This window comes from Amycolatopsis sp. MEPSY49, from assembly GCF_051337345.1.
Lineage (GTDB): Bacteria > Actinomycetota > Actinomycetes > Mycobacteriales > Pseudonocardiaceae > Amycolatopsis.
The window spans coordinates 522,994-549,219 of record NZ_JBDLYJ010000004.1; the positions used below are offsets into that span (position 1 = coordinate 522,994).

Below are 26,226 nucleotides of genomic sequence, written 5' to 3' on the forward strand. Positions count from 1 at the left end.
CTCACCTCGCTTCGCCTTCGTCTCCCGGGCTCGTCAGCTGGAACCAGTAGAAGCCGTGCCCCGGCAGCGTCAGCAGGTACGACAGGTCCCCGATGCTGGGGAACCGCACGCCGCCGGTGAGCTCCACCGGCGTGCACCCGCGGTGCGCGGACAGATCCAGCTCCACCGGTTGCGGGAACCGGGAGAGGTTGTTCACGCAGAGCACGACGTCCTCGCCGCCGTCCGGGCGCCGCCACTGGCGCTTGTACGCCAGCACGCTCGGGTTGGACCCGCCGAGGTCGACGAACTCGCCTTCGGCGAACGCGTGGTGCTGCTTGCGCACCTCGATCATCCGCCGGGTCCAGTTGAGCAGCGAGGCGTCGTTGTTCGACTGCGCCTCGACGTTCAGGCCCTGGTAGCCGTACACCGGGTCCATGATCACCGGCAGGTAGATCCGGCCGGGATCGCAGGACGAGAACCCGGCGTTGCGGTCCGGGGTCCACTGCATGGGGGTGCGGACCGCGTCGCGGTCGCCGAGCCAGATGTTGTCTCCCATGCCGATCTCGTCACCGTAGTACAGAACGGGCGAACCGGGGAGGGACAGCAGCATCGCGGTGAACAGCTCCTGCTGGTTGCGGTCGTTGTCCAGCAGCGGGGCCAGCCTCCGGCGGATGCCGATGTTGGCCTTCATCCGCGGGTCCTTGGCGTACTCCGCGTACATGTAGTCGCGCTCGTCGTCGGTGACCATCTCGAGGGTCAGCTCGTCGTGGTTGCGCAGGAAGATGCCCCACTGGGACCCGCTGGGGATGGTCGGGGTCTGGGTGAGGATCTCCGAGATCGGGAACCGGGATTCGCGGCGCACCGCCATGAAGATCCGCGGCATCAGCGGGAAGTGGAACGCCATGTGGCACTCGTCGCCGCCGACCGCCGGGTCGCCGAAGTACTCGACGACGTCCGATGGCCACTGGTTGGCCTCGGCCAGCAGGATCCGGCCCGGGTACTCGTCGTCGACGACCTTGCGGCAGCGCTTGAGGAACTCGTGCGTGCGCGGCAGGTTCTCGCAGTTGGTGCCCTCCTGCTCGAACAGGTACGGCACCGCGTCCAGGCGGAACCCGTCGATGCCCAGGTCGAGCCAGAAGCGCAGGGTGTCGATCATCGCGTTCTGGACGTCGGGGTTCTCGAAGTTCAGGTCGGGCTGGTGGGAGAAGAACCGGTGCCAGTAGAACTGGCCGCGCACCGGGTCGTAGGTCCAGTTCGACGTCTCGGTGTCGACGAAGATGATCCGCGCGTCGGCGTAGCGGGAGTCGTCGTCGCTCCACACGTAGTAGTCGCCGTACGGGCCGTCGGGGTCGCTGCGGGACTGCTGGAACCACGGGTGCGCGTCCGAGGTGTGGTTGAGCACCAGGTCCGTGATCACCCGGATGCCGCGCCGGTGGGCCTCGTTGAGCAGGAAGACGAAGTCCTCGACGCTGCCGAACTCCGGCAGCACCGCGCGGAAGTCGCTGATGTCGTACCCGCCGTCGCGCAGCGGCGACGCGTAGAACGGCGGCAGCCACAGGCAGTCGATGCCGAGCCAGGCCAGGTAGTCCAGCCGGCCGGCCAGGCCTCTCAGGTCGCCGGTGCCGTCGCCGTTGGAGTCGGCGAACGCGCGCACCAGCACTTCGTAGAACACCGCGCCCTTGAACCACTCCGGGTTGCTGGGCGCCTGCTGCGCCGACCGGAAGTCCCCGGCCTGGGGTTCCACGAGCATGCCGTCGGCGGTCATCGCCTCACCGGTGTGCGGCACACCTTCCAGCCCCAACGCGGCGTCGGGCCGGGCTTCTTCCGCCATGAGCTCCACCTCGTCCCTCGAGTCCCTGTCCTTCCGCTTCAGCCGGCCAGCCGGCGTCTCACCGACACGACGTGCGCCACGGCCCGCCAGGGTTCGAGCCGGACGAAGTTCGCCTGACCCCAGTCCCAGGTGTCGCCGGTGACCTCGTCGTGGGCGATCAGCCGCTCGTGCGCCTCGAACCCGAGCGCCCCGGTGTCGAGCCAGAGCGTGCCCTCCTGGGGCCCGTACGGGTCGAGCGTCACGACGGTGACCACGGTGTCGCCGGTGGCCGGGTCCTGTTTGGAGTAGGCCAGCAGCGCGTCGTTGTCGACGTGGTGGAAGTGCAGGGTGCGCATCTGCTGCAGCGCCGGGTGCGCGCGGCGGACGGCGTTCAGCTTCGCGATCCACGGCTCCAGCGAGCGGCCTTCGGCGAGCGCGCGCTCGAAGTCGCGCGGGCGCAGCTGGTACTTCTCGGAGTCGAGGTACTCCTCGCTGCCGTCGCGGACCGGGACGTGCTCGAACAGCTCGTACCCGGAGTAGACGCCCCACGTCGGCGAGATCGTCGCCGCGAGCGCCGCCCGCAGCGCGAACATGCCGGGCCCGCCGCGCTGCAGCGACTCGTGGAGGATGTCCGGGGTGTTGACGAACAGGTTCGGCCGGCCCTCGTTCCAGTGCTCGCGCAGGTCGATGGCGAAGTCGATCAGTTCCTGCTTGCCCGTCCGCCACGTGAAGTACGTGTAGCTCTGGGTGAAGCCCAGCCGGGCCAGGCCCCACAGCCGCGCCGGGCGGGTGAACGCCTCGGCCAGGAACAGCACGTCCGGGTGGGCGTCCTTGACCGACTGGATCAGCCAGGCCCAGAAGTCCGGCGGCTTGGTGTGCGGGTTGTCGACCCGGAAGATCTTGACCCCGTGGTCGATCCAGACCGTGATGACCCGCAGCATCTCCTCGTAGACGGCCTTGGGGTCGTTGTCGAAGTTGATCGGGTAGATGTCCTGGTACTTCTTCGGCGGGTTCTCGGCGTAGGCGATCGAACCGTCCGGGCGGGTGGTGAAGAACTCCGGGTTCTTCAGGACCCACGGGTGGTCGGGCGCGGCCTGCAGCGCGAAGTCGAGCGCGACCTCCATGCCGAGCTCTTCGGACCGGGCGACGAAGGCGTCGAAGTCCTCGAAGGTGCCGAGATCGGGGTGGATCGCGTCGTGCCCGCCCTCGTCGGCGCCGATGGCCCACGGCGAGCCGACGTCGTCGGGCTTCGCGTCGAGGGTGTTGTTGGGGCCCTTGCGGTTGACCCGCCCGATCGGGTGGATCGGCGGCAGGTAGACGACGTCGAAACCCATCTTCGCGACCCGGTCGAGCGCGGCCGCGGCGGTGGTGAAGGTGCCGTGCACCGGCTTGCCCTCGGCGTCGAGGCCGCCGGTGGAGCGGGGGAACAGCTCGTACCAGGAGCCGAACGCGGCCCGGCGGCGGTCGACCCAGACCTTGTGCGGCTTGCCCTTGGTGATCAGCTCGCGCACGGGGAACTCGCGCATGAGCTGGCGGACCTCGGGCGAGAGCGCGGGCCCGACGCGCTCGGCGAGGGCGCGCCCTTCGTCGCGCAACGCCGCCACCGCGCCGGTCAAAAGCGCTTTCTCGGCGCGGCGGTCGGGGCGGCGCGAGACGCGCTCCAGCAGCCGGGCGCCGTTCTCGAGGTCGTTCGCGAGGTCCTCGGGCCCCTGCCCGGCCGCGACCTTCACCTCGACGGCGTGCTCCCACGTCGCCCAGGGGTCGCCCCACGCGTCGATCCGGTAGGTCCACAGGCCGGTGGTGTCCGGGACGATCACCGCGGCGAAGGAGTCGGGATGGTCCGGACCGCGCGGCACCATCCGCGTCTGGCGGGTGAGCCGGTCGCCGGGACCGCGCCAGGCGACGGTCGCCGCGACGGCGTCGTGGCCCTCCCGCCAGACGGTCGCGGTGACCGGGATGTGTTCCCCCACAACGGCTTTGGCCGGATACCGGCCGCAGCTCACGTTGGGGGAGACGTCGTCGATGCCGAGCCGGCCGGTCATGGGCAACGCCCCTCGGTGTGTCGGTTGGACGCAGGCGACGCCAGTCTGCCTGACTCGATCAAGCGCCTGGGAGGCAGGGTTGTCTTCGGTGTACCCACGCGGCGGCGGGCGAAACGCTTTCCCCGCAACGAATTTCCGGCGGATGACCGGGACGTTAAGATCGCGCGCCCGGGCGGCGGGCCGACACGCGGACCCGAACGTTGAACACCCGTACCCGAATGGACGAACGCGGAGCTTTCACGTGAAAGCGGCGACCTGGGCCTCGCACTTTCACGTGAAAGTGCGAGGAGGGGTCAGGGGGCGTCGGGCGCCAGGCGGGGGGCGCGCAGGAGGAGCAACGACCGCGACTGCAGCGTCACCCGGCTCTTGGCCTCCAGCGTCCCGGGGTTGGCCGGGCTGCCGTCGGCGGTGCTCGTGTCGAGCGTCGGCTTGAACGTCTCGCCGTACTCGCGGCCCGGCAGCACCACCTCGGCCGGCTCGTCGCCCGCGTGCAGCCACAGCAGCCACGAGTGGTCGGGCACCAGCTCGCCGTCACGGTTGCGGGCCTGGCTGTTCGAGCCGTCGATCCACATGCCGAGCGTGTGCCGGTCCTCGAACCAGTCGGTCTCGCCGAACTCTTCGCCGTCCGGGCGGAACCAGACCAGGTCCGGCTGGCCGGTCGGCGTCGTCCGGCCCTCGAAGAACTCCGGCTGCCGCAGCGCCGGGCTGTTCGCCCGCAGCCGCACGACCCGGCGGGCGAAGGTCAACATGGCCTCGGCCTCAGGGTCTTCCGGGGTCCAGTCCAACCAGGACGTCTCGTCGTCGAGGCAGTACGCGTTGTTGTTGCCGCCCTGGGTCCGCCAGAACTCGTCGCCCGCGGTGATCATCGGGGTGCCGGTGGACAGCAGCAGCGTCGCGAACATGTTCCGCACCTGCCGCGCGCGCAGCTGACGGATCCCGGGGTCGGCGGTGTCGCCCTCGGCGCCGTGGTTCCACGAGCGGTTGTCGTTGCCGCCGTCGCGGTTGTCCTCGCCGTTGGCCTCGTTGTGCTTTTCGTTGTAGGACACCAGGTCCCGCAGCGTGAAGCCGTCGTGGGCGGTGACGAAGTTGATCGACTGCCACGGCCGGCGCAGGTTGTGGTCGTACAGGTCCGACGAACCGGACAGCCGGTAGGCGAGGTCGCGGACACCGGTCGCGCCGCGCCAGAAGTCACGCACGGTGTCGCGGTAGCGGCCGTTCCACTCCGCCCACTGGGCACCGAAGCCGCCGACGCGGTAGCCCTCGCCGGTGGCGTCCCACGGCTCGGCGATGAGCTTGCAGCGCGAGAGCACCGGGTCTGCGGTGATCGCGGTGAGCAGCGTCGACGCGGGGTCGAACGGGCCGCCGCGGGCCCGGCCGAGCGTGCTGGCCAGGTCGAACCGGAAGCCGTCGACGCCCAGCTCCTGCGTCCAGTACCGCAGCGAGTCGGTGACCAGCCGGACCACCGTCGGCGAGCCCGCCTCCAGGGTGTTGCCGCAGCCGGTGATGTCGGCCATGTGCCCGCGGTCGGTGTGCAGGTAGTACGCGGGCGCGTTCAGCCCGCGGAAGCTCAGCGTCGGCCCGTCCGGCCCGCCTTCGCAGGTGTGGTTGAACACGACGTCGACGATCACCTCGATGCCGGCGGCGTGCAGCGCGGCCACCATCAGCCGGAACTCCTCGACCTCGTGGCCGGGCTCGCTGGCGTAGGCCGCGTGCGGCGCGAAGAAGCCGAGCGGCGAGTACCCCCAGTAGTTGTGCCGCCCGGCCCGCACCAGCGACGGCTCGTCGAGGAACGAGTGCACCGGCAGCAGCTCCACCGACGTGACGCCGAGCCGGGTCAGGTACTCGATGGCCACCGGGTGGGCCAGGCCGAGGTAGGTGCCGCGCAGCGCCTCCGGGATGAACGGGTGCTGCTGGGTGAACCCCTTGACGTGCAGCTCGTAGATCACCGCCTCTTCGAACGGGACCTCCGGCTTGACCCCGGTGTCCGGCCCGCCGGGCGAGGACACCACCGACAGCGGCACGCTGCCCAGGGAGTCCACTGTGGACATCGGGCCGCGCTCGGGGTCGCCGGTGAAGCCCTGGGCCGCGCCCAGGTCGGTGAGGCCGCCGGTGATCTGCCGGGCGTAGGGGTCGACGAGCAGCTTGTGCGGGTTGCAGCGCAGGCCGCGGGCCGGGTCGTACGGGCCGTGGATCCGGTAGCCGTAGCGCTGCCCCGGCGTCACCCCGGGCACCAGGCCGTGCCAGACGCCGAACGTGCGCTCGGTGAGCGCGATCCGGCGTTCCGACCCGTCGGCGTCGATCAGGCACAGGTCGACCGCGTCCGCGACGGCGGAGGTGATCGCGAACCGGACCCCGCCCGCCTCGGGGTGGGCCCCGAGCGGGAACGGGCGTCCGGCGCGGACGTGCTGGGTCGAGGGTCGTGTGGCCATTCCTGAATCGTCCCAGATCATGCCCGTCGGCCGCGCCCCTATACCGGGACGGTTACCGGGCCGCCGCCGTTTCGACGAGGACGAAGGTGTCCGGCGGCAGCTGCGCGGCGCCCCCGTCCACAGTGGCTTCCGCCCAGGTCAGCAGGGACGTCGTGGCCCCGAGCGGGAGCGTGACCGGACCCTCGCCGAAGTTGACGGCCAGCCGCAGCGCGCCGCGGTGCAGCACGAGCCAGGAGCCGTCCGGCGCGGCGTCGACGCGCACGTCGGCCGTCCAGGGGCTCGCCAGCTCGGGGTGCTCGCGGCGCAGCCGGATCAACGCGCGGTACAGGTCCAGCACCTCCCGGTGACCGGGCCGCTCGGCCTCGGCCCAGTCGAGCCGCGAGCGGTCGACCGTCGCCGGGTCCATCGGGTCGGGCACCTCGGACTCGCCCCAGCCGTGCCGGGCGAACTCGCGACGCCGGCCGGTGCGGACGGCCTCGGCCAGCTCCGGGTCCGGGAAGGAGGCGAAGAACTGCCACGGCGTGCTCGCCGCCCACTCCTCCCCCATGAACACCATCGGCGTGAACGGCGAGCAGAACAGGATCGCCGCGCCGCAGGCCAGCCGGCCCTCCGACACCGTCGCGGACAGCCGGTCGCCGGTCGCGCGGTTGCCGATCTGGTCGTGGTTCTGCAGGTAGGCGAGGAAGCGGTGGCCGGGCACGGTCCGGGTGTCCACCGGGCGGCCGTGGGTCCGCTCCCGGAACGACGACCAGGTGCCGGCGTGGAAGAACACCTCGCGCAGGACCCGCTCGACGGCGTCCTGCGCGGCGAAGTCCGTGTAGTAGCCGGACGTCTCGCCGGTGAGCTTGACGTGCAGGGCGTGGTGGAAGTCGTCCGACCACTGGGCGTGCAGGCCGTACCCGCCGCGCTCGCGGGGCGTCACCAGCCGCGGGTCGTTCAGGTCGGACTCGGCGATCAGCGTCAGCGGCCGGTTCAGCGCCGCCGACAGCGCCTCGGTCTCGGTGGCGAGCTGTTCGAGCAGGTGGACCGCGCGCCGGTCGAGCAGCGCGTGCACCGCGTCCAGGCGCAGCGCGTCGACGTGGAAGTCGCGGAACCAGCTCAGCGCGTTGTCGATCACGTACCGGCGGACCTCGTCCGAGCCGGCACCGTCGAGGTTCAGGCCGGGACCCCAGTCGTTCTGCCCGGCGAAGTACGGCCCGAACCGGTCGAGGTAGGCCCCGGACGGACCGAGGTGGTTGTAGACGACGTCGAGCACGACGGCCAGCCCGCGCGCGTGCGCCGCGTCGACGAACCGCTTGAAGCCGTCGGGCCCGCCGTAGGGCTCGTGGACCGCGCCCCAGAGCACGCCGTCGTAGCCCCAGCCCGCGGTGCCGTCGAAGGAGTTGACCGGCAGCAGCTCGACGTGGGTGATGCCGAGGTCGACGAGGTGGTCGAGCCGGTCGATCGCCGCGTCGAACGTGCCGCCCTCGGTGAACGTCCCGATGTGCAGCTCGTAGAGGACCGCGCCGGGCAGCTGGCGGCCGTGCCACGCGTCGTCCGTCCACTCGAACTCGGCGTGGTCGTAGACGCGCGACTCCGCGTGGACGCCGTGGGGCTGCCACCGCGACCGCGGGTCGGGCAGCGGCTTCTCGTCGTCGTCGAGCAGGAAGGCGTAGTTGAGGCCGTCGGCTTCGGCGTGCCACCAGCCGCCGTCGCCGGCGGTCATCTCGTGGACGCCGGCGTCGACGCTCACCCGGACCCGCCCGGCGGACGGCGCCCACACGCTGAACCTCATGCGTCTCCTCGCACCAGCAACGCGACGGGGTACCGGTCGAACAACGTGGCCACGTCCGAAGTCGCGTCGCGGCCGGTCAGGACGTCGGTCCAGACGCCGTCGGGCAGCGGCAGCACGGTGCCGCGCCAGCCGCCGCCGGCCTCGAGGCCGATCGGCAGCCGGGTGACCGCGACAGCCAGGTCCGCGGACCGCGTGAAGGCCAGGACGTGCTCCGCCGCGGGCCCCTCGGCCCGCAGCGGCCGGTAGCCGCGGAACAGCGCCGGGTGCTCGCGGCGCAACCGCAGCGCCTTGTGCACGACCAGCAGCTTCGCCGCGCCGGACGCGTCGATCTCCGGTTGCTCGCCGTCGGCGATCCGCGCCAGGATCTCGCGGCGGACCGCGTAGTCGACCGGACGGCGGTTGTCCGGGTCGACCAGCGAGAAGTCCCACAGCTCGGTGCCCTGGTAGACGTCGGGGACGCCGGGCGCGGTCAGCTGGACCAGCTTCTGGCCGAGCGAGTTCACGTAGCCGGGCCGCTCGATCCGCGCGACGAACGCTTCGACGTCCGCGGCCAGCTCGGCGTCGCCCATGACGTCCGCCGGCCACGCGGCGACGTCGGCCTCGAACGTCTCGTCGTGGTCGGTCCAGCTGGTCCGGAGCTTGGCCTCCTTGGCCGCCTTGTCGAGGTAGTCCCGCAGCCGGTCCGGCTCGATCGGCCAGGTCGAAACCAGTGTCTGCCAGGCGAGGAGGTTCAGCGCCGGCTCGGCGATCCCGCGGCGCACGGTCCACCGGCGGACGGCGTCGGCGAACTCGCCGGGCAGCTCCGCCAGCACGGCCATCCGCGCGCGGGTGTCCTCCGAGCGCTTGGTGTCGTGCGTGGTCAGCGTCGTCATCGCGGCCGGGTGCCCGGCTTCGCGCGCGGCCGCCAGGCGGTGGAACTCCTCGACGGCCAGGCCGAACCGGTCCGGGTTGCCGCCGACCTCGTTGAGCGCGGCGAAGCGGGTGTAGCGGTAGAACGTCGTGTCCTCGGTGCCCTTGGCCACGACCATGCCGGACGTCTGCTGCAGCCGGGTGGCCAGCTCGCCGTCCGGCTCGGCGCGGACCTGCGCGTCGAGGGTGTCCAGCGCGGCGCCGAGGTCGGGCCGGGCTTGCCGCGCCCCGGCGATCGCGGCCGCCCAGTGCGCCGCGCCTTCGGGCAGGTAGGAGCGGTAGACGGGGAACGCGATCATGGTCTCGGCGACGGCCTCGCGCGCCGCGTCCTGGTCCACCCCGCGCAGCAGCGCGGCGATCCGCCGGACCTCGGCGACGAGGATGCGGTCGGTGACCAGCCGCCGGGCCTCGGCTTCGACGCGGTGGTAGCCGGTCTTCACGCCCAGTTCGGTGGCCAGCTCGGTGAAACCGGGCTCGCCCGCCGGGTCGACGAAGACGCCGGCGATCTCGCGCAGGGCGTCGTAGCCGGTGGTGCCGTCGACCGGCCAGCTCTGCGGCAGCGGCTCGCCCGGGTGCAGGATCTTCTCCGCGACGATCCACGCGTTCGGCGCGTTCTCCCGCAGCCGCCGGAAGTAGCCGCCGGGGTCGGCGAGGCCGTCCGGGTGGTCGACGCGCAGGCCGGTGACGTCGCCGTCGGCGACCCAGCGCAGCACTTCGCCGTGCGTCTCGGCGAACACCTTCGGGTCTTCGACGCGGACCGCGGCCAGGTTCGTGATGTCGAAGAACCGGCGGTAGCCCAGCTCCGCGTTGCCGCGGCGCCAGCCGATCAGGCGGTAGTGCTGGCGCTCGTGGACCTCCTGCGGCGTCCCGCCTTCGGTGCCGGGCGCGATCGGGAAGCGGTGGTCGTAGTAGGCCAGCTCGCCGTCCTCGACTTTCAGCTGCGCGATGGCGTCGTCGTCACCGAGCACGGGCAGCAGGAGCGGGCCGCGCTCCCAGTCGATGTCGAAGAACGCCGCGTACTCCGAGTCGCGGCCGTGCTCGAGCACGTCCCACCACCACTTGTTGGCCTTCGGCACCTCGACCGACATGTGGTTCGGCACGATGTCGACCACGAAGCCGAGCCCGAGCTCCTTCAGCAGCGCGCTGAGCTCGGCCCGGGCCGACTCGCCGCCCAGCTCGGGCCGCGCGCGCGTCGGGTCGACGACGTCGTAGCCGTGCGTCGAGCCGGGTGCCGCGTCCAGCACCGGCGACGCGTAGAGCGCGCCGATGCCCAGGTCGCGCAGGTAGCCGGCGATGCCGGCGGCGTCGCCGAACGGGAACTCCGGGCGCAGCTGCACCCGGTAGGTCGACTCCGGCACCGTCATGCGGGCTCCGTCCGCTGCAGCACGATCAGGGACCGGGCGGGCAGGGTGAGCTGCCCGCCCCCTTCGATGGGTTTCGCGTCGTGGGGCTCGACTTCGCCGGCCGCGGTGTCGATCACGACGGTCCAGGCCTGGCCGTAGCCGTTGCCCGGGAGCTTGGCGTCGATGTCCTCGTAGTGCGCGTTGAACGCGAGCAGGAACGAGTCGTCCTCGACGTGCATCCCGCGCGGGTCGAGGTCCGGGATGGCCTGGCCGTTGAGGAAGACGACGACCGCCTTGCCGAAGCCGTCGTCCCAGTTCTGCTCGGTCATCTCCTCGCCGGCCGGGGTGAACCAGGCGATGTCGCCGAGCTTGTCGCCCTTGCCGACCGGGCCGCCCTGGAAGAACCGGCGGCGGCGGAACACGGGGTGCTGGTGCCGGAACGCGCTCACCCCGCTGGTGAACCGGACCAGGTCGGCGTGCTCGGTGGCCAGCTCCCAGTCCATCCAGGACAGCTCGGAGTCCTGGCAGTAGACGTTGTTGTTGCCCTGCTGGGTCCGGCCGAACTCGTCGCCGTGCAGGATCATCGGCACGCCCTGCGACAGCATCACCGTCGCCAGCATGTTGCGCTGCTGGCGGGCGCGCAGCTCGTTGACCTCCGGGTCGTCGGTCTCGCCCTCGACCCCGCAGTTCCACGACCGGTTGTCGTCGGCGCCGTCGCGGCCGTCCTCGCCGTTGGCCTCGTTGTGCTTTTCGTTGTAGGACACCAGGTCCCGCAACGTGAAGCCGTCGTGCGCGGTGACGAAGTTGATCGACGCGAACGGGCGGCGGCCGTCGTCCTGGTAGAGGTCCGACGAGCCGGTGATCCGCGACGCGAACTCGCCCAGCGTCGAGGGCTCGCCGCGCCAGAAGTCGCGGACGGTGTCGCGGTACTGCCCGTTCCACTCCGTCCACAGCGGCGGGAAGTTGCCGACCTGGTAGCCACCGGGGCCGACGTCCCACGGCTCGGCGATCAGCTTCACCTGGCTCACGATCGGGTCCTGCTGCACGAGGTCGAAGAACGTCGACAGCCGGTCGACGTCGTAGAACTCGCGCGCCAGCGCCGAGGCGAGGTCGAAACGGAAGCCGTCGACGTGCATCTCCGTCACCCAGTACCGCAGCGAGTCCATGATCAGCTGCAGCGTGTGCGGGTTGCGCACGTTGAGGGAGTTCCCGGTGCCGGTGTAGTCCATGTAGTACTCGGGCTCCCCCTCCACCAGCCGGTAGTAGGCCTCGTTGTCGATGCCCCGCATCGACAACGTCGGCCCGAGGTGGTTGCCCTCGGCGGTGTGGTTGTAAACCACGTCGAGGATCACTTCGATGCCGGCCTCGTGGAAGGCCTTCACCATCCCCTTGAACTCCTGGACCTGACCGCCCTCGCCGGGCATCGCGGCGTAGGCGTCGTGCGGGGCGAAGTAGCCGATCGTGTTGTAGCCCCAGTAGTTCGTGAGCCCCTTCTCCTCCAGCCCGTGGTCGGAGACGAACTGGTGCACCGGCAGCAGCTCCACCGCCGTCACGCCGAGCTTCTGCAGGTGCTCGACGACCGCGGGGTGCGCCAGGCCGGCGTACGTGCCCCGCAGCGCCTCCGGCACGAACGGGTGGTTCACCGTCATGCCCTTGACGTGGGCCTCGTAGATGACCGTCTCGTTGTACGGCCGCTTCGGCTGGCGGTCGTTGCCCCAGTCGAAGAACGGGTTCGCGACCAGCGAGTACGGCACCCGGCCGGCGGAGTCGTCGTCGTTGCGCTCCTCCGGGTTGGCGAACTGGTAGCCGAACAGCGATTCGTCCCATTTCACGCCGTGCGAGACGGCCTTCGCGTACGGGTCGATGAGCAGCTTGTTCGGGTTGCAGCGCAGGCCGCGGGCCGGGTCGTACGGGCCGTGCACGCGGAAGCCGTACCGCTGTCCCGGGCCGACGTTGAGCAGGTAGCCGTGGTGGACGAAGCCGTCCACCTCTTCGAGCGCGTAGCGCGTCTCGTTGCCCTCGGCGTCGAACAGGCACAGTTCGACCCGCTCGGCGACCTCGGAGAACAGGGCGAAGTTCGTCCCGACTCCGTCGTAGGTCGCGCCGAGCGGGTAGGGCGTTCCAGGCCAGGGCCGCACTGGTGTCTCCTCGAGCTTTCACAGGGTTGTACCGGGCGCGTCCGCGCTCGCGGACGCGCATCACTGCGGGGGTCGTACGCCGGGGGGTACCCGTTACCCGGGCAACGGACGCGCTGCTGCCAGCGGCGCCACCGCGGCGCGCACCCCCTTCGCGGTGAAGAAGCCGTCGACGCTGACGGGAAGGGGAATCCGCCAGTTAGGGTACTGGTCGACCGTCCCGGGCAGATTCGGCTGCCGCACCTGGCCCGCGACGTCCGCCGGCGACGTCAGCACCAGCCGGGACGCGGCCCGCGCGAGGAGACTGTGCAAGGCGACGACCATGTCGTCGTCCGGAATCCCTTCGCGGGCAAGGAGTTCCCGCAGGGCTTGCCGCTCGGCGGCGGCCGCTTCTTCCTCGGCTTCGACGCCCCGGTCCAGCAGGCCCAGTTCGGCCCGGACCCGGACGTGCTCGCCCGCCAGCCAGCCGGCGACCGTCGGCAGGTCGTGCGTCGAGATGCTGGCCATGGCTTCCGGGTCCCAGGTGTCCGGGCGCGTGAACGGCTTGCCCGGCGCGTCCCAGTCGCGTTCGAACCACAGCACGGCCGAGCTGAGCATGCCGCGCTCGTGCATGGTCTCGGTGACCGTCTCCTCGACCGTGCCGAGGTCCTCCCCCACGACGACCGCCCCGGCCTGGTGCGCCTCGAGCGCGAGCACGCCGACCATGGCCTCGGCGTCGTAGTGGACGTACGTGCCGCGGTGCGCCGGCTCGCCCGGCGGGATCCACCAGAGCCGCCAGAGGCCGGCGATGTGGTCGACGCGGATGCCGTCGGCGTACCGCAGCACGCCGCGGATGACGTCCCGGAACGGCGCGTACCCGGCCGCGGCCAGCCGGTCCGGCCGCCACGGCGGCAGGTTCCAGTCCTGGCCCTGCTGGTTGAAGGCGTCCGGCGGCGCGCCGACGCGGACGTCGGCGGCGAAGACGTCCCGCACCGCCCAGGTATCGGCCCCGCCGGGGTGCACGCCGACCGGCAGGTCGTGCACGATCCCGACGGTCATCCCGGCCTCGCGGGCTCGTTTTCGCGCCGTCTCCAGCTGCGTCCGGCAGAGGTGCTGCAGCCACGCGTGGAAGCCGACGCGCTCCTTCAGCTCCTCGCGGGCCTTCTCGACTTCGGGGCCGGCCGGGTCGCGCAGGGCCTCGGGCCAGTCCCGCCAGTCGGCGCCGTGCTGTTCGGCGAGGGCGCAGAAGAGGGCGAAGTCCAGCAGGTCCTGGTCTTCGGGCAGCTCTTCGACGCGGTGCGGCCACAGCAGCTCGAGGGCGGCGCGCTTCGCCGTCCAGACCTTGTCGTAGTCGATGAGCTCGCCGTCCCGGTCCGGGACCAGCGACTCGACCGCCTCCCGCGTCGCCGCGTCGGCCCGCTCGAACGTCTCGGTGGCCGTGACGCGCAGGTAGATCGGGTTGGCGAAGCGCCGGCTCGCGGGCGAGTACGGCGACCGTTCGACCGGGTGAGCCGGGCTGAAGGCCTGCACGGGGTTGACCAGCAGGACGCCGGCGTCCAGCTCCGAGGCCGAGCGGGCGGCGAAGGTGGCGAGGTCGGCGTAGTCGCCGATGCCCCACGACCCGGTCGAGTGCAGGGCGTAGAGCTGCAGCATCCAGCCCCAGGCGGGCGGGACGTCCGGCAGCTTCGCGGGCACGACGGCGAGCACGACGTCCTGCCCGTCGGTGACCACCCGGTGCCAGCCCAGCGGCAGGTCGTCCGGCAGCGCGCCGTGGACTGGGCGGTGCGTCCCGTCCTCCAAGATCACTTCGGCGTCGCCGGGCAGCGGCCGTCCGGTGCCCTCCTTCAGCACGATCGTCGGCGGTAGCTCGTCGGGGGCCCGCGCCGCCAGTGCTTCGGCGATGGCGGCGTCGCTGGAGGCGTCGACCCCGAACTGTCCCAGTACGGCGACGACGACGTCGTCTTCGACTTCGACCCATTCCTGGTCGGCGTTCTCGTACCGGGTGGCGACGCCGTGGCGGTCGGCGAGCTGGTGCAGGGCGCTGGTGGGGATCTCGTCGGGCACGGGGACCAGCATTCCGGTGCCGGGCCGTTCCCGCCATCCGCACGCCCGCTTTTCGGGGGTCCGGGTGGCGGAGCCCTCGGCCCGGGGCGGAGCCCTCGGCCTGGGGCGAAGCCCCGATCGACACGGCTCGACGTCACCCCCGCCTCTTGGGCCGCCGGGTCGCCACCAGCACCGCCGCGCCGGCCAGGACCATCACGACGCTGGCCGCGACGTGCAGCGACGCCGGCAGCAGGTGCAGCTGGACGAACCAGCTCGGCGAGTCCGCCTCCAGCAGCCGGTTGAGCAGGCCGCCGGCGCCCTGGACGACCAGCAGGATCCCGAGCAGCTCGATCACGACCGCACCTCCGCCCGGCCGGCCAGCTCCTGCCAGAGCGGGCCGGTGACGAACCAGATCGCCGTGACGGTGCCCAGCCGCGGGAACCACTCCCACAACGGCCCGGTCTGCTCCGGGTTGCCGATGGCGAAGATCGCCGCCAGCAGGGCCACGGCCGCGAGCCCGCAGGCGAGCAGGCACTTCCCGAACTCGCGCCACTCGTGCTGTGTTTTCTCCCTCCCCTGCCGTTTGGGCGGCGGTGGCGGCCCGTGGGCGAACCGGTGCGCGAACCGCACGTCCGCCCACCGGACCATGCTCGGCCCGAACACGACGCTGAACCCCAGGTACACGGCGGCCAGGCCGTGGGTGAAGTTCGCCTTCGCCCCACCGGCCAGGTCGACCACGGTCGCCGCCAGCACCACGACGTCGATCAGCGGCACCATGGCCAGCAGGATCATGGAGGCGCGCCGGGCGCGCAGCAGGTACCGCACCGCGAGCCCGGCCGCGATCAGCACCCAGAACCCGATTTCGCCCGCCGCGATCACGGCGGCCGTCGGATTCTCCGCGAGGAACTTCCCGATCTCGTTCACGTTTCCAGGCTCGCGCCCGGACCGGCTCGGGCGCGTCGTCGGAAAGCACGACCGGGGGTCATCACTTCGTAGGACGCGCTCTCCTCACCCCGTGTGCTGGGATGGTCACATGTCCTTCCTCCGCCTCCGCTCACGGCCGGCGTGGCAGCAGGACGCGGTGATCGCGCTGACCACGTGGGTGGCCGGCGTCCTGGTCTACGCGGCCGGCATCCACCGGCTGCTGACCGCGTACGACCACGCGCCCCTGTGGGTGCGGCTGCTGGAGCTGACCGCGCTGTGCGGTCTGGAGCTGCTCCGCCGGTGGGTGCCGGGCGCGCTGCTGCTGGCGACGGTGGTGCTGGCGGTCGACATCCGGCTGAGCCCGTCGCTGCCGGTGGTGATCATCTACACGGACTTCCTGTACGCGGCGACGCTGTACGGCTCGCGGCGCACGAGCCGGGTGATGATCGGCGTCGCGGCGCTGTCGGTGGTGACCGTGCTGGCCGGGGTGCTGCTGCTCGGCCAGGAGTGGCGCACGGCGGTGCTGGCCGCGGTGAGCACGCTGCCGTTCGTCCTGACCCCGGTGTGGTGGGCGGCGAACATCCGCCAGCAGCGCGACATCGCGGACGCGGAGCGGGCGAACGCGGCGCAGCTGGCGAAGATCGCGGAGCTGGACCGCCGGGCGGCGGTGGCCGCCGAGCGCGGCCGGATGGCGCGCGACCTGCACGACGTGATCGCCGGGCACCTCTCGGCCATCGCGATCCAGTCGGAGGCGGCGTTGTCGCTGTCGGACGCGAAGCTGGCGAAGAGGGTGCTGGAGTCGGTGCGGGAGAACAGTGTCAGCGCGCTGGCGGAGATGCGGGCGATGATCGGGCTGCTGAAGGCCGAGGGCGCGAGCGCGGAGACGACGGCGCCCGCCCGGCTGGCCGAGCTGTCCCGGCTGGTCGAGTCGGCCCGGGCGAGCGGCCTGGAGGTGACGGTCGAGTCCACTGTGGACAAGCAGGTCCCGCTGCCGACGGCGGTCGACCTGACGGCGTACCGGATCGCCCAGGAGGCGTTGACGAACGCGGTGAAGCACGCGCCGGGCGGCCAGGTCGACGTGGACATCAGGCACTTCGACGGCGTCTTGGAGGTCAAGATCCACAACGAGGTCCACCACCCGCCCGCTCCGGCCGACGGCTCCGGGACGGGTTTGCTGAACATGCGCGAAAGGGCGGACGCGGTGGGCGGCACGCTGACGGCCGGCCCGTCGGGTGAAGGTTGGCTGGTCCGCGCGGAGCTTCCGGTGGGCCCGACCGAAGGCGCGCCGCGATGACGATCACCGAGCTGGTGGCCGGCAACCACGCCCGCATCCGCACCGACGACTCCACCGGCCAGGGCCGGCTGGCCTCGCATCGAGCCCTCGGCGAGCCCAGCCTGAGCTCACACACCACCGACCGACCCCGTCCGGCCGACGCCGGATGCTCCGCACCGAGCCCCCGACAGGCGCCACCCGGAGACCATCCCGGTCCTCGTGGCCGACGCCTGTTGCGCCGCCGAGCGGCAAGCCCGCACCACCGGCCCCTCCAGCGAAACCCGCCAGTGGGCCCAACCGAACCCACCACCGACGACCATCACCGTCCTCGTGGCCGACACCGGCAGCGCCCCCGAACCGCGAACCGGCCCGCTGACCACCAGACCCTCCAACGAAAGCCGCCAGTCGGCCCTACCCACGACGACCATCACCGTCCTCGTGACCGACGCGGGCAGCGCCGCCGAGCGGCAAGCCAGCCCGCCGACCACCGGCCCCTCCGACGAAACCCGCCCCTGGACCCAACCGAGCCCACCACCGACAACCTCCACCACACACGCAGCCGACACCGGCAGCACCCCCGATTGGCAAGCCCGCACCCGGCCCCGCGCACCCACCTGCCAACGCCGGCCGACCCGCGCCGAACCCCCGGCAAGCCCCACCGGATGACCACCGTCGGCACCGCGGCCGCGCGGCATACCCACGACCTGCCCCACGGCCCCACCAGCCAACGTCGGCTCCTCGACCCCGAACCTGCGGCAGGCACCACCCGATGACCATCACCGTGCTCGTGGCCGACGACCACACCGCCATCCGCGACGGCCTCGCCATGATCCTGGACAACGCCGAGGGCGTCCGGGTCGTCGGCCAAGCCGCGGACGGCGCCGCCGCCGTGCGGCAAGCCCGTGCCCTCCGACCCGACGTCACGCTCATGGACGTCCGCATGCCGGGCACCGACGGCATCACCGCCACCCGCCAGCTGCTCGCCGAAGGGCTGTCCGAAGTCCTCGTGCTCACCACCTTCGACCTCGACGAGTACGTCGACGGCGCGCTCCAGGCGGGCGCGGCCGGCTTCCTGCTCAAGTCGGTCGAGGCGCCCCGGCTGATCGAGGCCGTCAAGCGCGTGGCGGCCGGAGAAGGCGTCCTCGCCCCCGAGGTCACGCGGCGGCTGATCACCGCATATGCCGCCGGGCGAGGGCCGGCGCCCGTCCCGCACGGCCTCGACACCCTCACCGAGCGCGAACGCGAGGTGCTCGGCTGCCTCGGCGCCGGCCTGTCCAACGCCCAGATCGCCACCCGGCTGTACATCGGCGAGACGACGGTGAAGACGCACGTCTCCCGCGTCCTGACCAAACTGGACCTGCGCTCCCGCGTCCAGGCGGCGATCATCGCCCAGGAGAACGGCCTCGCCGCCGCCGATCTGCGGGAACCCCCGTGACCTTCTAACTTCTCCTCATGGGTGTGCGGAGAACCTTGAACGTGGACGACGTCCTGAAGCGCCAGGACTCCGGGGAGCTCAAGCGGCGGCTGCGCGGGCGCGACCTGGTCGGGTTCGGCGTGGGGATCATCATCGGCACCGGCATCTTCACCCTCGCCGGCGTCGAGGCGAAGACCCACGCCGGGCCGTCGGTGACGCTGTCGTTCGTGCTCGGCGCTATCGTCGCCGGCCTCGCGGCGCTCTGTTACGCCGAGCTCGCTTCCAGCGTGCCGACCGCCGGCAGCGCCTACACCTACGCCTTCGCCACCCTCGGCGAGGTCTTCGCCTGGATCATCGGCTGGGACCTGCTGCTGGAGTTCGCGCTCGGCGCCGCCGTGGTGTCGCGCGGCTGGTCCGGCTACCTGGCGAACCTGCTCGGCCTGTCGCCGGAGTGGTTCGGCGAGGACGCGAAGGTCAACGTCGGCGCGGTGCTGATCATCGCCGTGCTGACCGTCGTCGCCGTGCTGGGCATCAAGGAGTCGGCCTGGCTGACCAACCTGCTCGTCTGCGTGAAGGTCGCCGTGTGCGTGCTGGTGCTGGCGGTCGGCCTGTTCTTCGTCAAGGGCGCGAACCTGACGCCGTTCATCCCGCCGGCCCAGGCGCCCGCGAACGGGTCGACGGTGCTGGAGCAGCCGATCGTGCAGGCCGCGCTCGGCCTGGAGCAGTCGGTCTACGGCATCGCCGGCATGGTCACCGCCGCCGCGATCGTGTTCTTCGCCTACACCGGTTTCGAGGCGCTCGCGAACCTCGGCGAGGAGACGCTCAACCCGCGCAAGGACCTCCGCGTCGGCATCCTCGGCGCGCTCGGCGTGTGCGCGCTGCTCTACATCGGCGTGTCGATCGTGCTGACCGGCATGATCCCGTTCACCGACATCGACACGGGCGCGCCGCTGGCCGACGCGTTCGACCGGGTCGGCCAGCACTGGGTCGGCGCGCTCATCTCCCTCGGCGCGGTGACCGGCCTGACGTCGGTGATGATGGTCGAGCTGGTGACGATCGGCCGCATCGGCTTCGCGATGGGCCGCGACGGCCTGCTGCCGAAGGCGCTCGGCACCGCGCATCCGAAGTGGGGCACCCCGCACCGGATGACCATCGGCGGCGCCGCGCTGATCGCCGTGCTGGCCGCGTTCATCCCGATCTCCGAGCTGGCGGACATGGTCAGCATCGGCGCGCTGTCGGCCATGATCATCGTCGCGGTGGCGGTCCCGGTGCTGCGCCGCCGCCGTCCCGACCTGGAGCGGCCGTTCTCCGTGCCGTTCTCGCCGGTGGTCCCGATCCTGGCGGCGCTGGCCTGCCTGTACCTGATGCTCAACCTGAACGTGCTGACCTGGATCCGGTTCGCCGTGTGGCTGGCGATCGGCCTGGTGATCTACTTCGCCTACGGCCGCAGGCATTCCCGCTTCGCGACCGGCGCGGAAGTCAGTCCCAGTAGGACGGACTGAGACCGGCGACGCGGACCGCCTCGCGCGTCGCCGTCACCTGGTCCGCGTCGACGACCACCAGCACGCCCAGCCCGGCCAGCGCCGCCGTCATCCACTCGACGGGCTGGTCGTGGATCCCGTTGTCCCCGAAGGACGGATAAGTGTCCACAACGGACAGCAGGGTCCCTTCGGCGCCGATGCGGATACCCGCCACGAGCACGAAGTGGCCGCCGGGTGGGCGCCAGCGTGACGTCCACAGTGGTGGGACGCCGGTGTCGAGGTAGTCGAGCAGCGCGCGTTCCGGGGTGTCGTGGGCGCCGAGCTCGGCGGCGTCGATCCGGGCGATCACCGCGACGCGCGGGACGTCCCAGAGGCCGGCCAGCAGGTCGAAGAGCCGCTCGGTGGTCCACTCCCCCGTCACCGGCACGGCCGCGAGGGCGCCACCGGACAGCGCGCCGATCGCCGTGGCCAGCCCGGAAACCCGCGTTCCCGCGGCGGCCGGGTCGTCGACCCGCGGCACCGGCAGGCGGAAGCCCGGCCGCCCCACCTCGCCCGGCGGGCGCACGACCGGCCCCCGGACGGTGCCCGCGGCCACCGCGACGGCGTCCTGGTCGGGCACGTCGAGCCCGGCCGCGCGCAGCGCCGCGAGGCCGCAGAACGCCGCGGCCAGGCCGTCCTTCTGCGGCAGCTCCGCCTGGGCCACTGCGGCCAGCCGGGCGCCGCCCGGCAGCCACCGCACCCCGGACAGGTCGAGCTGCCCGCCGTCGATCCCCGAAGACATCGGTCCCCTCAGGTCCTCAATAGCGCCACAGGTGTGCGGCGACGATTTCCTCGACGCTCCGCTCGGCCGCCCACGCCGCGTCGGACGCCCGGACCGCGCGGAAGGCACCCAGGAGGTCCTCGCCGAGCACGCCGGCGATCCGGGGCGAAGCGAGCAGCGCGGCGTCCTGTTCGGCGGTGTCGGCAGGCAGCCGGCGCACGCCGCGCGTCTCGCGTTCGCCTTCGGTCCAGCCGCCGGGGTCCTCGGCGATCGGGTCGGGCAGCGCGGCCGCGTCTTCGATGCCGGCCATCCCGGCGGCGAGCACGACGGCCAGCGCGAGGTAGGGGTTGGCGGAGGCGTCCGACGTCTTGAGCTCGACGTTCGCGTGGTCGGCGCCCAGCAGCGGCGAGCCCGGGACGTACCGCAGCGGTGCTTCGCGGTTCTCGACGCCCCAGAAGGCGTACGCGCCCGCGAAGTAGCCGGGACGCAGCCGCAGGGTCGACGGGACGCTCGGCGCGGTGATCGCGGTCAGCGCCGGGAGGTCGCGCAGGAGCCCGGCGAGGTAGCCGCCGTCGCCCGGTTTGCCGTCACCGCCGGTCTCGAGGAGATTGCGGCCCTTGCGGCGGACGGAGGTGTGCAGGTGCCAGCCGTTGCCGGCGGCGCCGAGCCCGATCAGCGGCGCGAAGCTGGCGACGAGGCCGTGCGTCCGGGCGGCGGCGTGGATGGTCTGGCGGGCGAGGAGCTGGTCGTCGGCGGCGGAGACGGGATCGGTGGCGGCGAGCGAGAGCTCGAGCTGGGCGACGCCGTACTCGGCGTGCAGCTGGCCGATCCGCAGGCCGTTGGCGGCGAAGTCGTGCAGCAGGGCGGCGACGAAGCCGTCGAGCCCGACGAGGGCGTGCGGGCTGTAGGCGGGCCCGGGGTGCCCGGGCGAGGTGACGACGTCGGCGCTGCCCGCGGGCGCGACGGCGAACTCGAGCTCATAACCGGCCCGGAACTCCAGCCCGCGCCGCGCGCCCTCGGCGACCTGCGCTTCGAGGACGGCCCGCTGGCAGTACGGCCAGGGGTCGCCGCTCTGGGTGACCTGCCGCACGGGCGCCCAGGCGAGCGCGGGCTGCCCGGCGAGCCGCCGCAGCCGCTCGACGACGGGCACGAGCCGGATGTCGCCGGAGGGTGTGCCGAGGCCGGCGTGGCCGTAGGTGATGGCGTCGTGGCTGTCGAAGACGGCGAAGAGCGAGGTGGCCCCGACACCCCGGGTGGCGGCCTCGGCAAGCCCGGCGACGGGGACGATCCGCGAGCGCGGGATGCCGTTGTTGTCCGCCCAGGCGAGGTGCACGCCACCCACTCCGGCGGCCGCGAAGTCCTTCGCCGCCGCCGACGCCGCTTTGGTCATGGCACCCGCCTCCTCCGGCCCGACCAGACCCCGCCCATCCCGGGGGACGAGCCCCGCTTCAGCGTATCGGGAGGGTCCGACGACAGGCGCGGGAAAAGGGGGTGGCGGGCCGGGTAGTCCACATCACGGGCGGGCTGTGGACAACTCCGCGGCGGGCCGGTGGCCGTCGCCGACGCGCGGCCGGCCGGCAGCACCCCGGCGGCGAACAGCGGCAGGGCTGCTTCACCGTGGTTTCGTCCGTTCCGCGACGAGCGCGGCGGACGGCTCGGGTGGGCGAGCGCGGTCCGGCGGGCGCGCAGGGAGGCTTGCAGCTGCCCGACGACGGACCCGACGTGCAGGCCCACGGCGTTGAGCGCCGACCGCTCGGCGTCCCCGACCACGCCCAGCAGGCACTCCCGGAAGTCGGCGGGTTGCCTCATCCCGGTGGCTCCGGCGCGGGCCCCGCGGACTCCTCCCGGCTCCGCAGCGCAACCCCCGCCACCACAGCCAACGTCCCCACAGCCTCCGGCACCGAGGGCACCTGCCCCAGCAACACGAACCCCATCACCCCCGCGGTCACCGGCAGCAAAGCCAGCAACACGGCAAACCGCGCCTGCCCCAACCGCCGCAAAACGACCTGGTCCAGCGCGTACGGCACCACCGTCGACAACACCCCCACCCCGATCCCCAGCAGCAGCATCCGTGGCGAAGACCACACCGAGCCCGTCCCGATCGCCAACGGCGACAGCACCACCGTCGCCGCCGTGAAGCCGATCGCCAGGCTGTCCAAACCCGAGGAAGACGACGAAGCCACCCGCTTGCCCAGCACGATGTACCCGGCCCAAGCCGCCGCCGCGCCCAGGGCGAACAGCACCCCCAGGACCGATCCCGACAACTGGACGTCCGCTATCGCCACCACGCCGCACGCCACCAGGCCCACCGCCAGCACGTCCCGCAGCGAGCGCGTCCCGAACGCCGCCACCAGGACCGGGCCCGCGAACTCCATCGCCACCACCGTGCCCAGCGGGAGGCGCGCGATCGCCTCGTAGAAGAGCACGTTCATGCCCGCCGTCACCACGCCGAACGCGATCGCCAGCCACAGCCCGCGGCCGCGCCACGCCGCCCTCCCCGGGCGGCGCCACGCCAGCAACACCACCGCCGCCCCGAGACAACGAAGCCACGCCACCCCCGCCGGGGTCGCGTGGCCGAAAAGGTCGACCGCGATGGCCGCGCCCGCGTACATGGAAATTCCGCTGAGAACGAACAAGAGCGGAGCGGGTACCCCGGAAACCCTTCGAGGCGAAGTCACCGTACTCACCACCCCATGGTGCCTGACCACGGAAAACGTAACTCTCCGGGTATTCGTCTCCTGCATTGCGGGACGCGGTTACGGCATCCGGGGTAAATCGGCGTGACTCAGGTCCCACCGGCGCGGGAACACTTGCGAGCCGCGAAACGTCTGGAAGAGTGGAAGCACGAACACCGCGGAGCCGAAGGCGATCGCCGCCACCGGCAGTGTTCCGAAGTGGGCGTAGCTGGATCGATGGCACCGGGCAACCGGTGCCGGGACGGAGGGAGACCCCCATGACAACGCCGACGCTCACCCGCCCCGAACTGACCGCCGCCGACCGCTGTGACCGGTGCGGAGCAGCAGCTCAGGTACGCGCTGTCCTCTCCGGAGGCGGCGAACTGCTCTTCTGCGGGCACCACGCCCGCGCGCACGAGGCCAAGCTCAAGGAACTGTCCGCCGACATCCAGCGGTAACCACACAGACGCGAAAGGCGGTCGGTGCGCACAGGCACCGGCCGCCTTTCTGCATCTTGCAGAGTGCGTGGTCTTTATCACGGCAAGGCCGCGAACCGCAGTGATTACGGACACGAAAGCGGACAGAAAATCAGACAGAATCCAGCACTACTTCGAACGCCACTTCCGCGGCGCCCAACAGCTTCACGTCGGCTCCCAACGCGGAGCTGACGATCCGGGTGCCGCCGACCGCGCGACTCACCAGGCTGCGCCGCCGCACCTCCGTGCCGACGTGCCGCAGGACCGCCTCCGGTAGCACCGTCAGCAGGTCGCCGAGGATCACCAGCTGCGGCCCGAGCAGGTTGACGACGTTGATCAGCCCCAGGGTCAGCCACTCGGCGAACTCCGCGAGCCGCGTCAGCGCCGCCTCCGAGTCGCGGCCCAGCTCGCGCAGCTCGAACAGGATCGCGCCGCGCGGCGTGTCCTCCGGCAGCCCGAGCGCCCGGCACAGCGCCGCTTCGCCGACCTCGGTCTCCCAGCAGCCACTGCTGCCGCAGTAGCAGGGCCGGCCGTCCGGGCGGATCACCATGTGCCCGATCTCGCCGACGTACCCCGAGCCGCCGCGCAGCGGCGAGCCTTCGGCGATGACGCCGCCGCCGACGCCGACGTCCGCTGAGATGTACACGATGTCGGACGCCCCGCGGGCGGCCCCGCGCAGGTGCTCGGCCACCGCGCCGAACTCGGCGTCGTTGCCGACCAGGATCGGGATCTGCAGCACCGAGCCGAGCCGCTCGCCCAGGGCGACGTCGGTCCAGCGCAGGTTCGGGGCCTCGTGCACGTACCCGTCCGCCCGCCGGATGACGCCCGGCACCGACACCCCGGCCGCCACCGGGGTCACGTCGAGGTCGCCGGCCAGGATGGCCGTCGACTCGATGACGTGCGTGATGACCTCGTCGGGCTGGCCCATCCGGCCGCGCAGGTTCCAGCTGTTGCGGCCCAGGATCTGCCCGCCCAGCCCGACCAGCGCGATCGCGACGTGCTCGACCTGCAGGTCGACCGCGAGCACGACCGCCGCGTGCGGCTGGGGCAGGACCAGGAGCGAGGGGCGGCCCGCCCCTCGTCCCGGCCTCGGCACCTTCTCCTCGACGACGCCGGCTTCGGCCAGCCCGTCGACGAGGGTCTTGATCGTGCTCCGGTTGAGCCCCAGCTCCGCGGCCAGGGTCGCCCGGGTGCTCGGCCCGCCGACGTGCAGCAGGCGGAGCAGGGTCGTGCGGTTGTGCCGGCGCACCTCGTCCGGTCGTGCAACGGGTGTGCTGGTCACGGGTCTGATCATTCCATGCTGGTTCAGCGCGTCGACGCAGCCGCGCGGCGCCGCGACAGCGCGTCGACCGTGGCGGCGAGCAGGAGGACCAGGCCGGTGACGATGTTGACCACCGCGGCCGGCTGCTTGAGCAGGCCCAGGCCGTTGATGACCACGGCGATCACCAGGCCACCGACGACGGCGTCGGCCACCCGGCCCTTGCCGCCGAACAGCGACGTGCCGCCGATGACGGCCGCGCCGACCGAGTACAGCAGCGTGTTGAGGCCACCGGACTGCGGGCTGACCGAGCCGACCTTCGACGCGGCGACGATGCCGCCGATGGCCGCGACCGCCGAGCCGATGACGAACACGCTCGCCCGGATCTTCGGCACGTCGATACCGGCACGGCGGGCGGCTTCCTTGTTGCCGCCGACCGCGTACACGTACCGGCCGTACTTGGTCCGGTTGAGCACGTAGGTCCCGGCCACCAGCAGCGCCAGCATGATCGGGATGACGTACGGGACGCCCTCGATCGTGACGACCGCCTTGTTCGGCGAGCGGTTGACCGTGAGCAGCCAGGTGCCCAGCGCCGACAGCACGACGAGCGCGCCGACCTTGATCATCACCAGCGCGGTCGGCTGGACGACCAGGCCGCGCTGGAGCCGCCGGAAGTGACCGAGCAGTGTGATCACCGCGAACCCGCCCGCGGCGACGAGGAAGAAGATCCAGCTGCCGAGGACGTTCAGGTTGCCGTTGGCGATCTTGTACAGGATGTCGGAGTTGGTGATGCCGATCGTGCCGCCCTCACCGATGAACTGCAGCAGGACACCCTGCCAGACGATGAACAGCGCCAGCGTCACGACGAAGGACGGCATGCCGATCTTCGACACCAGGAAGCCGGTGATGCAGCCGATCGCGGTGCCGACGCAGATGGCCAGCAGGATCTCCAGCCAGGCGTTGGCCGGGACGCCGATCGCGACGATCAGCAGGCCGACCAGCGACAGCGCGGCGCCGGCCCAGATCCGCTGGTAGGCCGACAGCAGCATGGCCGCGGCGAGGACCGCGATGAACGTGATGAACACGCCGGAACCCATGGAGCCCAGCAAGTTGCCCGCGTGGACGTAGTGCAGGGCCATCACCGACGCGGCGGTGCCGGAGGCCACACCGGCGGCGAGGTCGATCTCACCGAGCAGCAGCACGAAGACGATGCCCATCGCGATGATGATCACGCCCGCGCCCTGCGGGAAGACGTTGGCGATGTTGGCCAGCGTGAAGAAGTTGTCCGACAGCGCGCTGAACAGGATGACCAGCACGAGCAGGCCGAACAGCGACGGCAGCGAGCCGAGCTCGCCGGCCCGCAGCCGGGCGAAGTAGTCGCGGACGGCTTCGCCGGTTGACATCGATGTCGTGTCGATGCCGAAGTCGGTGATCGCCGCGGAGGGGTTCTGGGTCTGCGCGAGCGCTTCCGCGGCCGGGGTGTCGACCTCGTGCTTCGCAGGGGTTTCAGTCATTTCCGGTT

19 protein-coding genes are annotated in these 26,226 nt (G+C 71.9%); 4 read left to right on the top strand and 15 right to left on the bottom strand.

Features of this window, described 5'->3' with window-relative positions; translation table 11 throughout:
* Position 1 precedes the first annotated feature (1 nt).
* The 9 genes from treS to ABFJ78_RS21985 form a co-directional block, all read right to left on the bottom strand.
* On the bottom strand, positions 2-1,810 hold the full coding sequence (gene treS / locus ABFJ78_RS21945) for a maltose alpha-D-glucosyltransferase (RefSeq protein ID WP_436388204.1): 1,809 nt from the start codon (positions 1,808-1,810) through the stop codon (positions 2-4).
* Between the two features lie 38 nt (positions 1,811-1,848).
* A complete protein-coding gene (locus ABFJ78_RS21950) occupies positions 1,849-3,831 on the bottom strand; it encodes an alpha-1,4-glucan--maltose-1-phosphate maltosyltransferase (RefSeq protein ID WP_436388205.1) in 1,983 nt (660 codons plus the stop codon).
* A gap of 293 nt (positions 3,832-4,124) precedes the next feature.
* Positions 4,125-6,260 (bottom strand): glycogen debranching protein GlgX, encoded by a 2,136-nt coding sequence (glgX, locus tag ABFJ78_RS21955; RefSeq protein WP_436388206.1) that lies wholly within the window; start codon positions 6,258-6,260, stop codon positions 4,125-4,127.
* Between the two features lie 52 nt (positions 6,261-6,312).
* Positions 6,313-8,034: a malto-oligosyltrehalose trehalohydrolase gene (treZ, locus tag ABFJ78_RS21960; protein ID WP_436388207.1), complete on the bottom strand. Its 1,722-nt coding sequence runs from the start codon at positions 8,032-8,034 to the stop codon at positions 6,313-6,315.
* Positions 8,031-10,307: a malto-oligosyltrehalose synthase gene (gene treY / locus ABFJ78_RS21965; protein ID WP_436388208.1), complete on the bottom strand. Its 2,277-nt coding sequence runs from the start codon at positions 10,305-10,307 to the stop codon at positions 8,031-8,033. Before treY ends, treZ begins: the two co-directional genes overlap by 4 nt.
* Positions 10,304-12,424, bottom strand: a complete 2,121-nt coding sequence (gene glgX / locus ABFJ78_RS21970; RefSeq protein ID WP_436388209.1) for a glycogen debranching protein GlgX — start codon at positions 12,422-12,424, stop codon at positions 10,304-10,306. Before glgX (ABFJ78_RS21970) ends, treY begins: the two co-directional genes overlap by 4 nt.
* A gap of 93 nt (positions 12,425-12,517) precedes the next feature.
* Positions 12,518-14,476, bottom strand: coding sequence for a 4-alpha-glucanotransferase (gene malQ / locus ABFJ78_RS21975; RefSeq protein WP_436388210.1), 1,959 nt, complete (start codon positions 14,474-14,476; stop codon positions 12,518-12,520).
* Between the two features lie 121 nt (positions 14,477-14,597).
* Entirely contained in the window at positions 14,598-14,798 is a 201-nt protein-coding gene (locus tag ABFJ78_RS21980; RefSeq protein ID WP_436388211.1) for a hypothetical protein, read from the bottom strand.
* Positions 14,795-15,367 carry a hypothetical protein gene (locus ABFJ78_RS21985; protein ID WP_436388212.1) on the bottom strand — a complete coding sequence of 191 codons (573 nt, stop codon included), beginning with the start codon at positions 15,365-15,367 and terminating at the stop codon, positions 14,795-14,797. The genes ABFJ78_RS21980 and ABFJ78_RS21985 overlap by 4 nt, the downstream gene beginning before the upstream one ends.
* 109 nt (positions 15,368-15,476) lie before the next feature.
* On the opposite strand from ABFJ78_RS21985, the gene ABFJ78_RS21990 reads away from it, so the two are divergent.
* The 3 genes from ABFJ78_RS21990 to ABFJ78_RS22000 all read left to right on the top strand — a co-directional run bounded on the left by ABFJ78_RS21990 (position 15,477) and on the right by ABFJ78_RS22000 (position 19,556).
* A complete protein-coding gene (locus ABFJ78_RS21990; RefSeq protein WP_436388213.1) occupies positions 15,477-16,661 on the top strand; it encodes a histidine kinase in 1,185 nt (394 codons plus the stop codon).
* 748 nt (positions 16,662-17,409) lie between these two features.
* A complete protein-coding gene (locus ABFJ78_RS21995; RefSeq protein WP_436388214.1) occupies positions 17,410-18,075 on the top strand; it encodes a response regulator in 666 nt (221 codons plus the stop codon).
* 41 nt (positions 18,076-18,116) lie between these two features.
* On the top strand, positions 18,117-19,556 hold the full coding sequence (locus ABFJ78_RS22000) for an amino acid permease (RefSeq protein WP_436388430.1): 1,440 nt from the start codon (positions 18,117-18,119) through the stop codon (positions 19,554-19,556).
* Here the strand turns inward: ABFJ78_RS22000 and ABFJ78_RS22005 are convergent.
* Genes ABFJ78_RS22005 through ABFJ78_RS22020 form a run of 4 tightly spaced genes read right to left on the bottom strand, consistent with a single transcriptional unit; the run spans position 19,534 to position 22,907 of the window.
* Positions 19,534-20,316: a DUF6885 family protein gene (locus ABFJ78_RS22005; RefSeq protein WP_436388215.1), complete on the bottom strand. Its 783-nt coding sequence runs from the start codon at positions 20,314-20,316 to the stop codon at positions 19,534-19,536. The two genes, ABFJ78_RS22000 and ABFJ78_RS22005, sit on opposite strands and share 23 nt — an antisense overlap.
* 16 nt (positions 20,317-20,332) lie before the next feature.
* A complete protein-coding gene (locus ABFJ78_RS22010) occupies positions 20,333-21,685 on the bottom strand; it encodes a glutamine synthetase (RefSeq protein WP_436388216.1) in 1,353 nt (450 codons plus the stop codon).
* On the bottom strand, positions 21,682-22,104 hold the full coding sequence (locus tag ABFJ78_RS22015; RefSeq protein ID WP_436388217.1) for a hypothetical protein: 423 nt from the start codon (positions 22,102-22,104) through the stop codon (positions 21,682-21,684). The genes ABFJ78_RS22010 and ABFJ78_RS22015 overlap by 4 nt, the downstream gene beginning before the upstream one ends.
* Positions 22,101-22,907, bottom strand: coding sequence for an EamA family transporter (locus ABFJ78_RS22020; protein ID WP_436388218.1), 807 nt, complete (start codon positions 22,905-22,907; stop codon positions 22,101-22,103). The genes ABFJ78_RS22015 and ABFJ78_RS22020 overlap by 4 nt, the downstream gene beginning before the upstream one ends.
* Positions 22,908-23,248: 341 nt before the next feature.
* Between ABFJ78_RS22020 and ABFJ78_RS22025 the strand changes: the two genes are divergently transcribed.
* Positions 23,249-23,428, top strand: coding sequence for a DUF7455 domain-containing protein (locus tag ABFJ78_RS22025; protein ID WP_436388219.1), 180 nt, complete (start codon positions 23,249-23,251; stop codon positions 23,426-23,428).
* A gap of 130 nt (positions 23,429-23,558) precedes the next feature.
* On the opposite strand, the gene ABFJ78_RS22030 is transcribed toward ABFJ78_RS22025, so the two are convergent.
* Together ABFJ78_RS22030 and ABFJ78_RS22035 are read right to left on the bottom strand one after the other, a co-directional pair.
* Positions 23,559-24,740: an ROK family protein gene (locus ABFJ78_RS22030; RefSeq protein WP_436388220.1), complete on the bottom strand. Its 1,182-nt coding sequence runs from the start codon at positions 24,738-24,740 to the stop codon at positions 23,559-23,561.
* Positions 24,741-24,751: 11 nt separating this feature from the next.
* Entirely contained in the window at positions 24,752-26,218 is a 1,467-nt protein-coding gene (locus ABFJ78_RS22035) for a sugar ABC transporter permease (protein WP_436388221.1), read from the bottom strand.
* Positions 26,219-26,226: the final 8 nt, after the last annotated feature.

Bases quoted from the DNA above. Each gene is read 5' to 3' on its own strand.
- treS (WP_436388204.1), bottom strand. From the start codon at position 1,810: ATGGCGGAAGAAGCCCGGCCCGACGCCGCGTTGGGGCTGGAAGGTGTG.
- ABFJ78_RS21950 (WP_436388205.1), bottom strand. From the start codon at position 3,831: ATGACCGGCCGGCTCGGCATCGACGACGTCTCCCCCAACGTGAGCTGC.
- glgX (WP_436388206.1), bottom strand. From the start codon at position 6,260: ATGGCCACACGACCCTCGACCCAGCACGTCCGCGCCGGACGCCCGTTC.
- treZ (WP_436388207.1), bottom strand. From the start codon at position 8,034: ATGAGGTTCAGCGTGTGGGCGCCGTCCGCCGGGCGGGTCCGGGTGAGC.
- treY (WP_436388208.1), bottom strand. From the start codon at position 10,307: ATGACGGTGCCGGAGTCGACCTACCGGGTGCAGCTGCGCCCGGAGTTC.
- malQ (WP_436388210.1), bottom strand. From the start codon at position 14,476: ATGCTGGTCCCCGTGCCCGACGAGATCCCCACCAGCGCCCTGCACCAG.
- ABFJ78_RS21990 (WP_436388213.1), top strand. From the start codon at position 15,477: ATGTCCTTCCTCCGCCTCCGCTCACGGCCGGCGTGGCAGCAGGACGCG.
- ABFJ78_RS21995 (WP_436388214.1), top strand. From the start codon at position 17,410: ATGACCATCACCGTGCTCGTGGCCGACGACCACACCGCCATCCGCGAC.
- ABFJ78_RS22005 (WP_436388215.1), bottom strand. From the start codon at position 20,316: ATGTCTTCGGGGATCGACGGCGGGCAGCTCGACCTGTCCGGGGTGCGG.
- ABFJ78_RS22010 (WP_436388216.1), bottom strand. From the start codon at position 21,685: ATGACCAAAGCGGCGTCGGCGGCGGCGAAGGACTTCGCGGCCGCCGGA.
- ABFJ78_RS22015 (WP_436388217.1), bottom strand. From the start codon at position 22,104: ATGAGGCAACCCGCCGACTTCCGGGAGTGCCTGCTGGGCGTGGTCGGG.
- ABFJ78_RS22020 (WP_436388218.1), bottom strand. From the start codon at position 22,907: ATGTACGCGGGCGCGGCCATCGCGGTCGACCTTTTCGGCCACGCGACC.
- ABFJ78_RS22025 (WP_436388219.1), top strand. From the start codon at position 23,249: ATGACAACGCCGACGCTCACCCGCCCCGAACTGACCGCCGCCGACCGC.
- ABFJ78_RS22030 (WP_436388220.1), bottom strand. From the start codon at position 24,740: ATGATCAGACCCGTGACCAGCACACCCGTTGCACGACCGGACGAGGTG.
- ABFJ78_RS22035 (WP_436388221.1), bottom strand. From the start codon at position 26,218: ATGACTGAAACCCCTGCGAAGCACGAGGTCGACACCCCGGCCGCGGAA.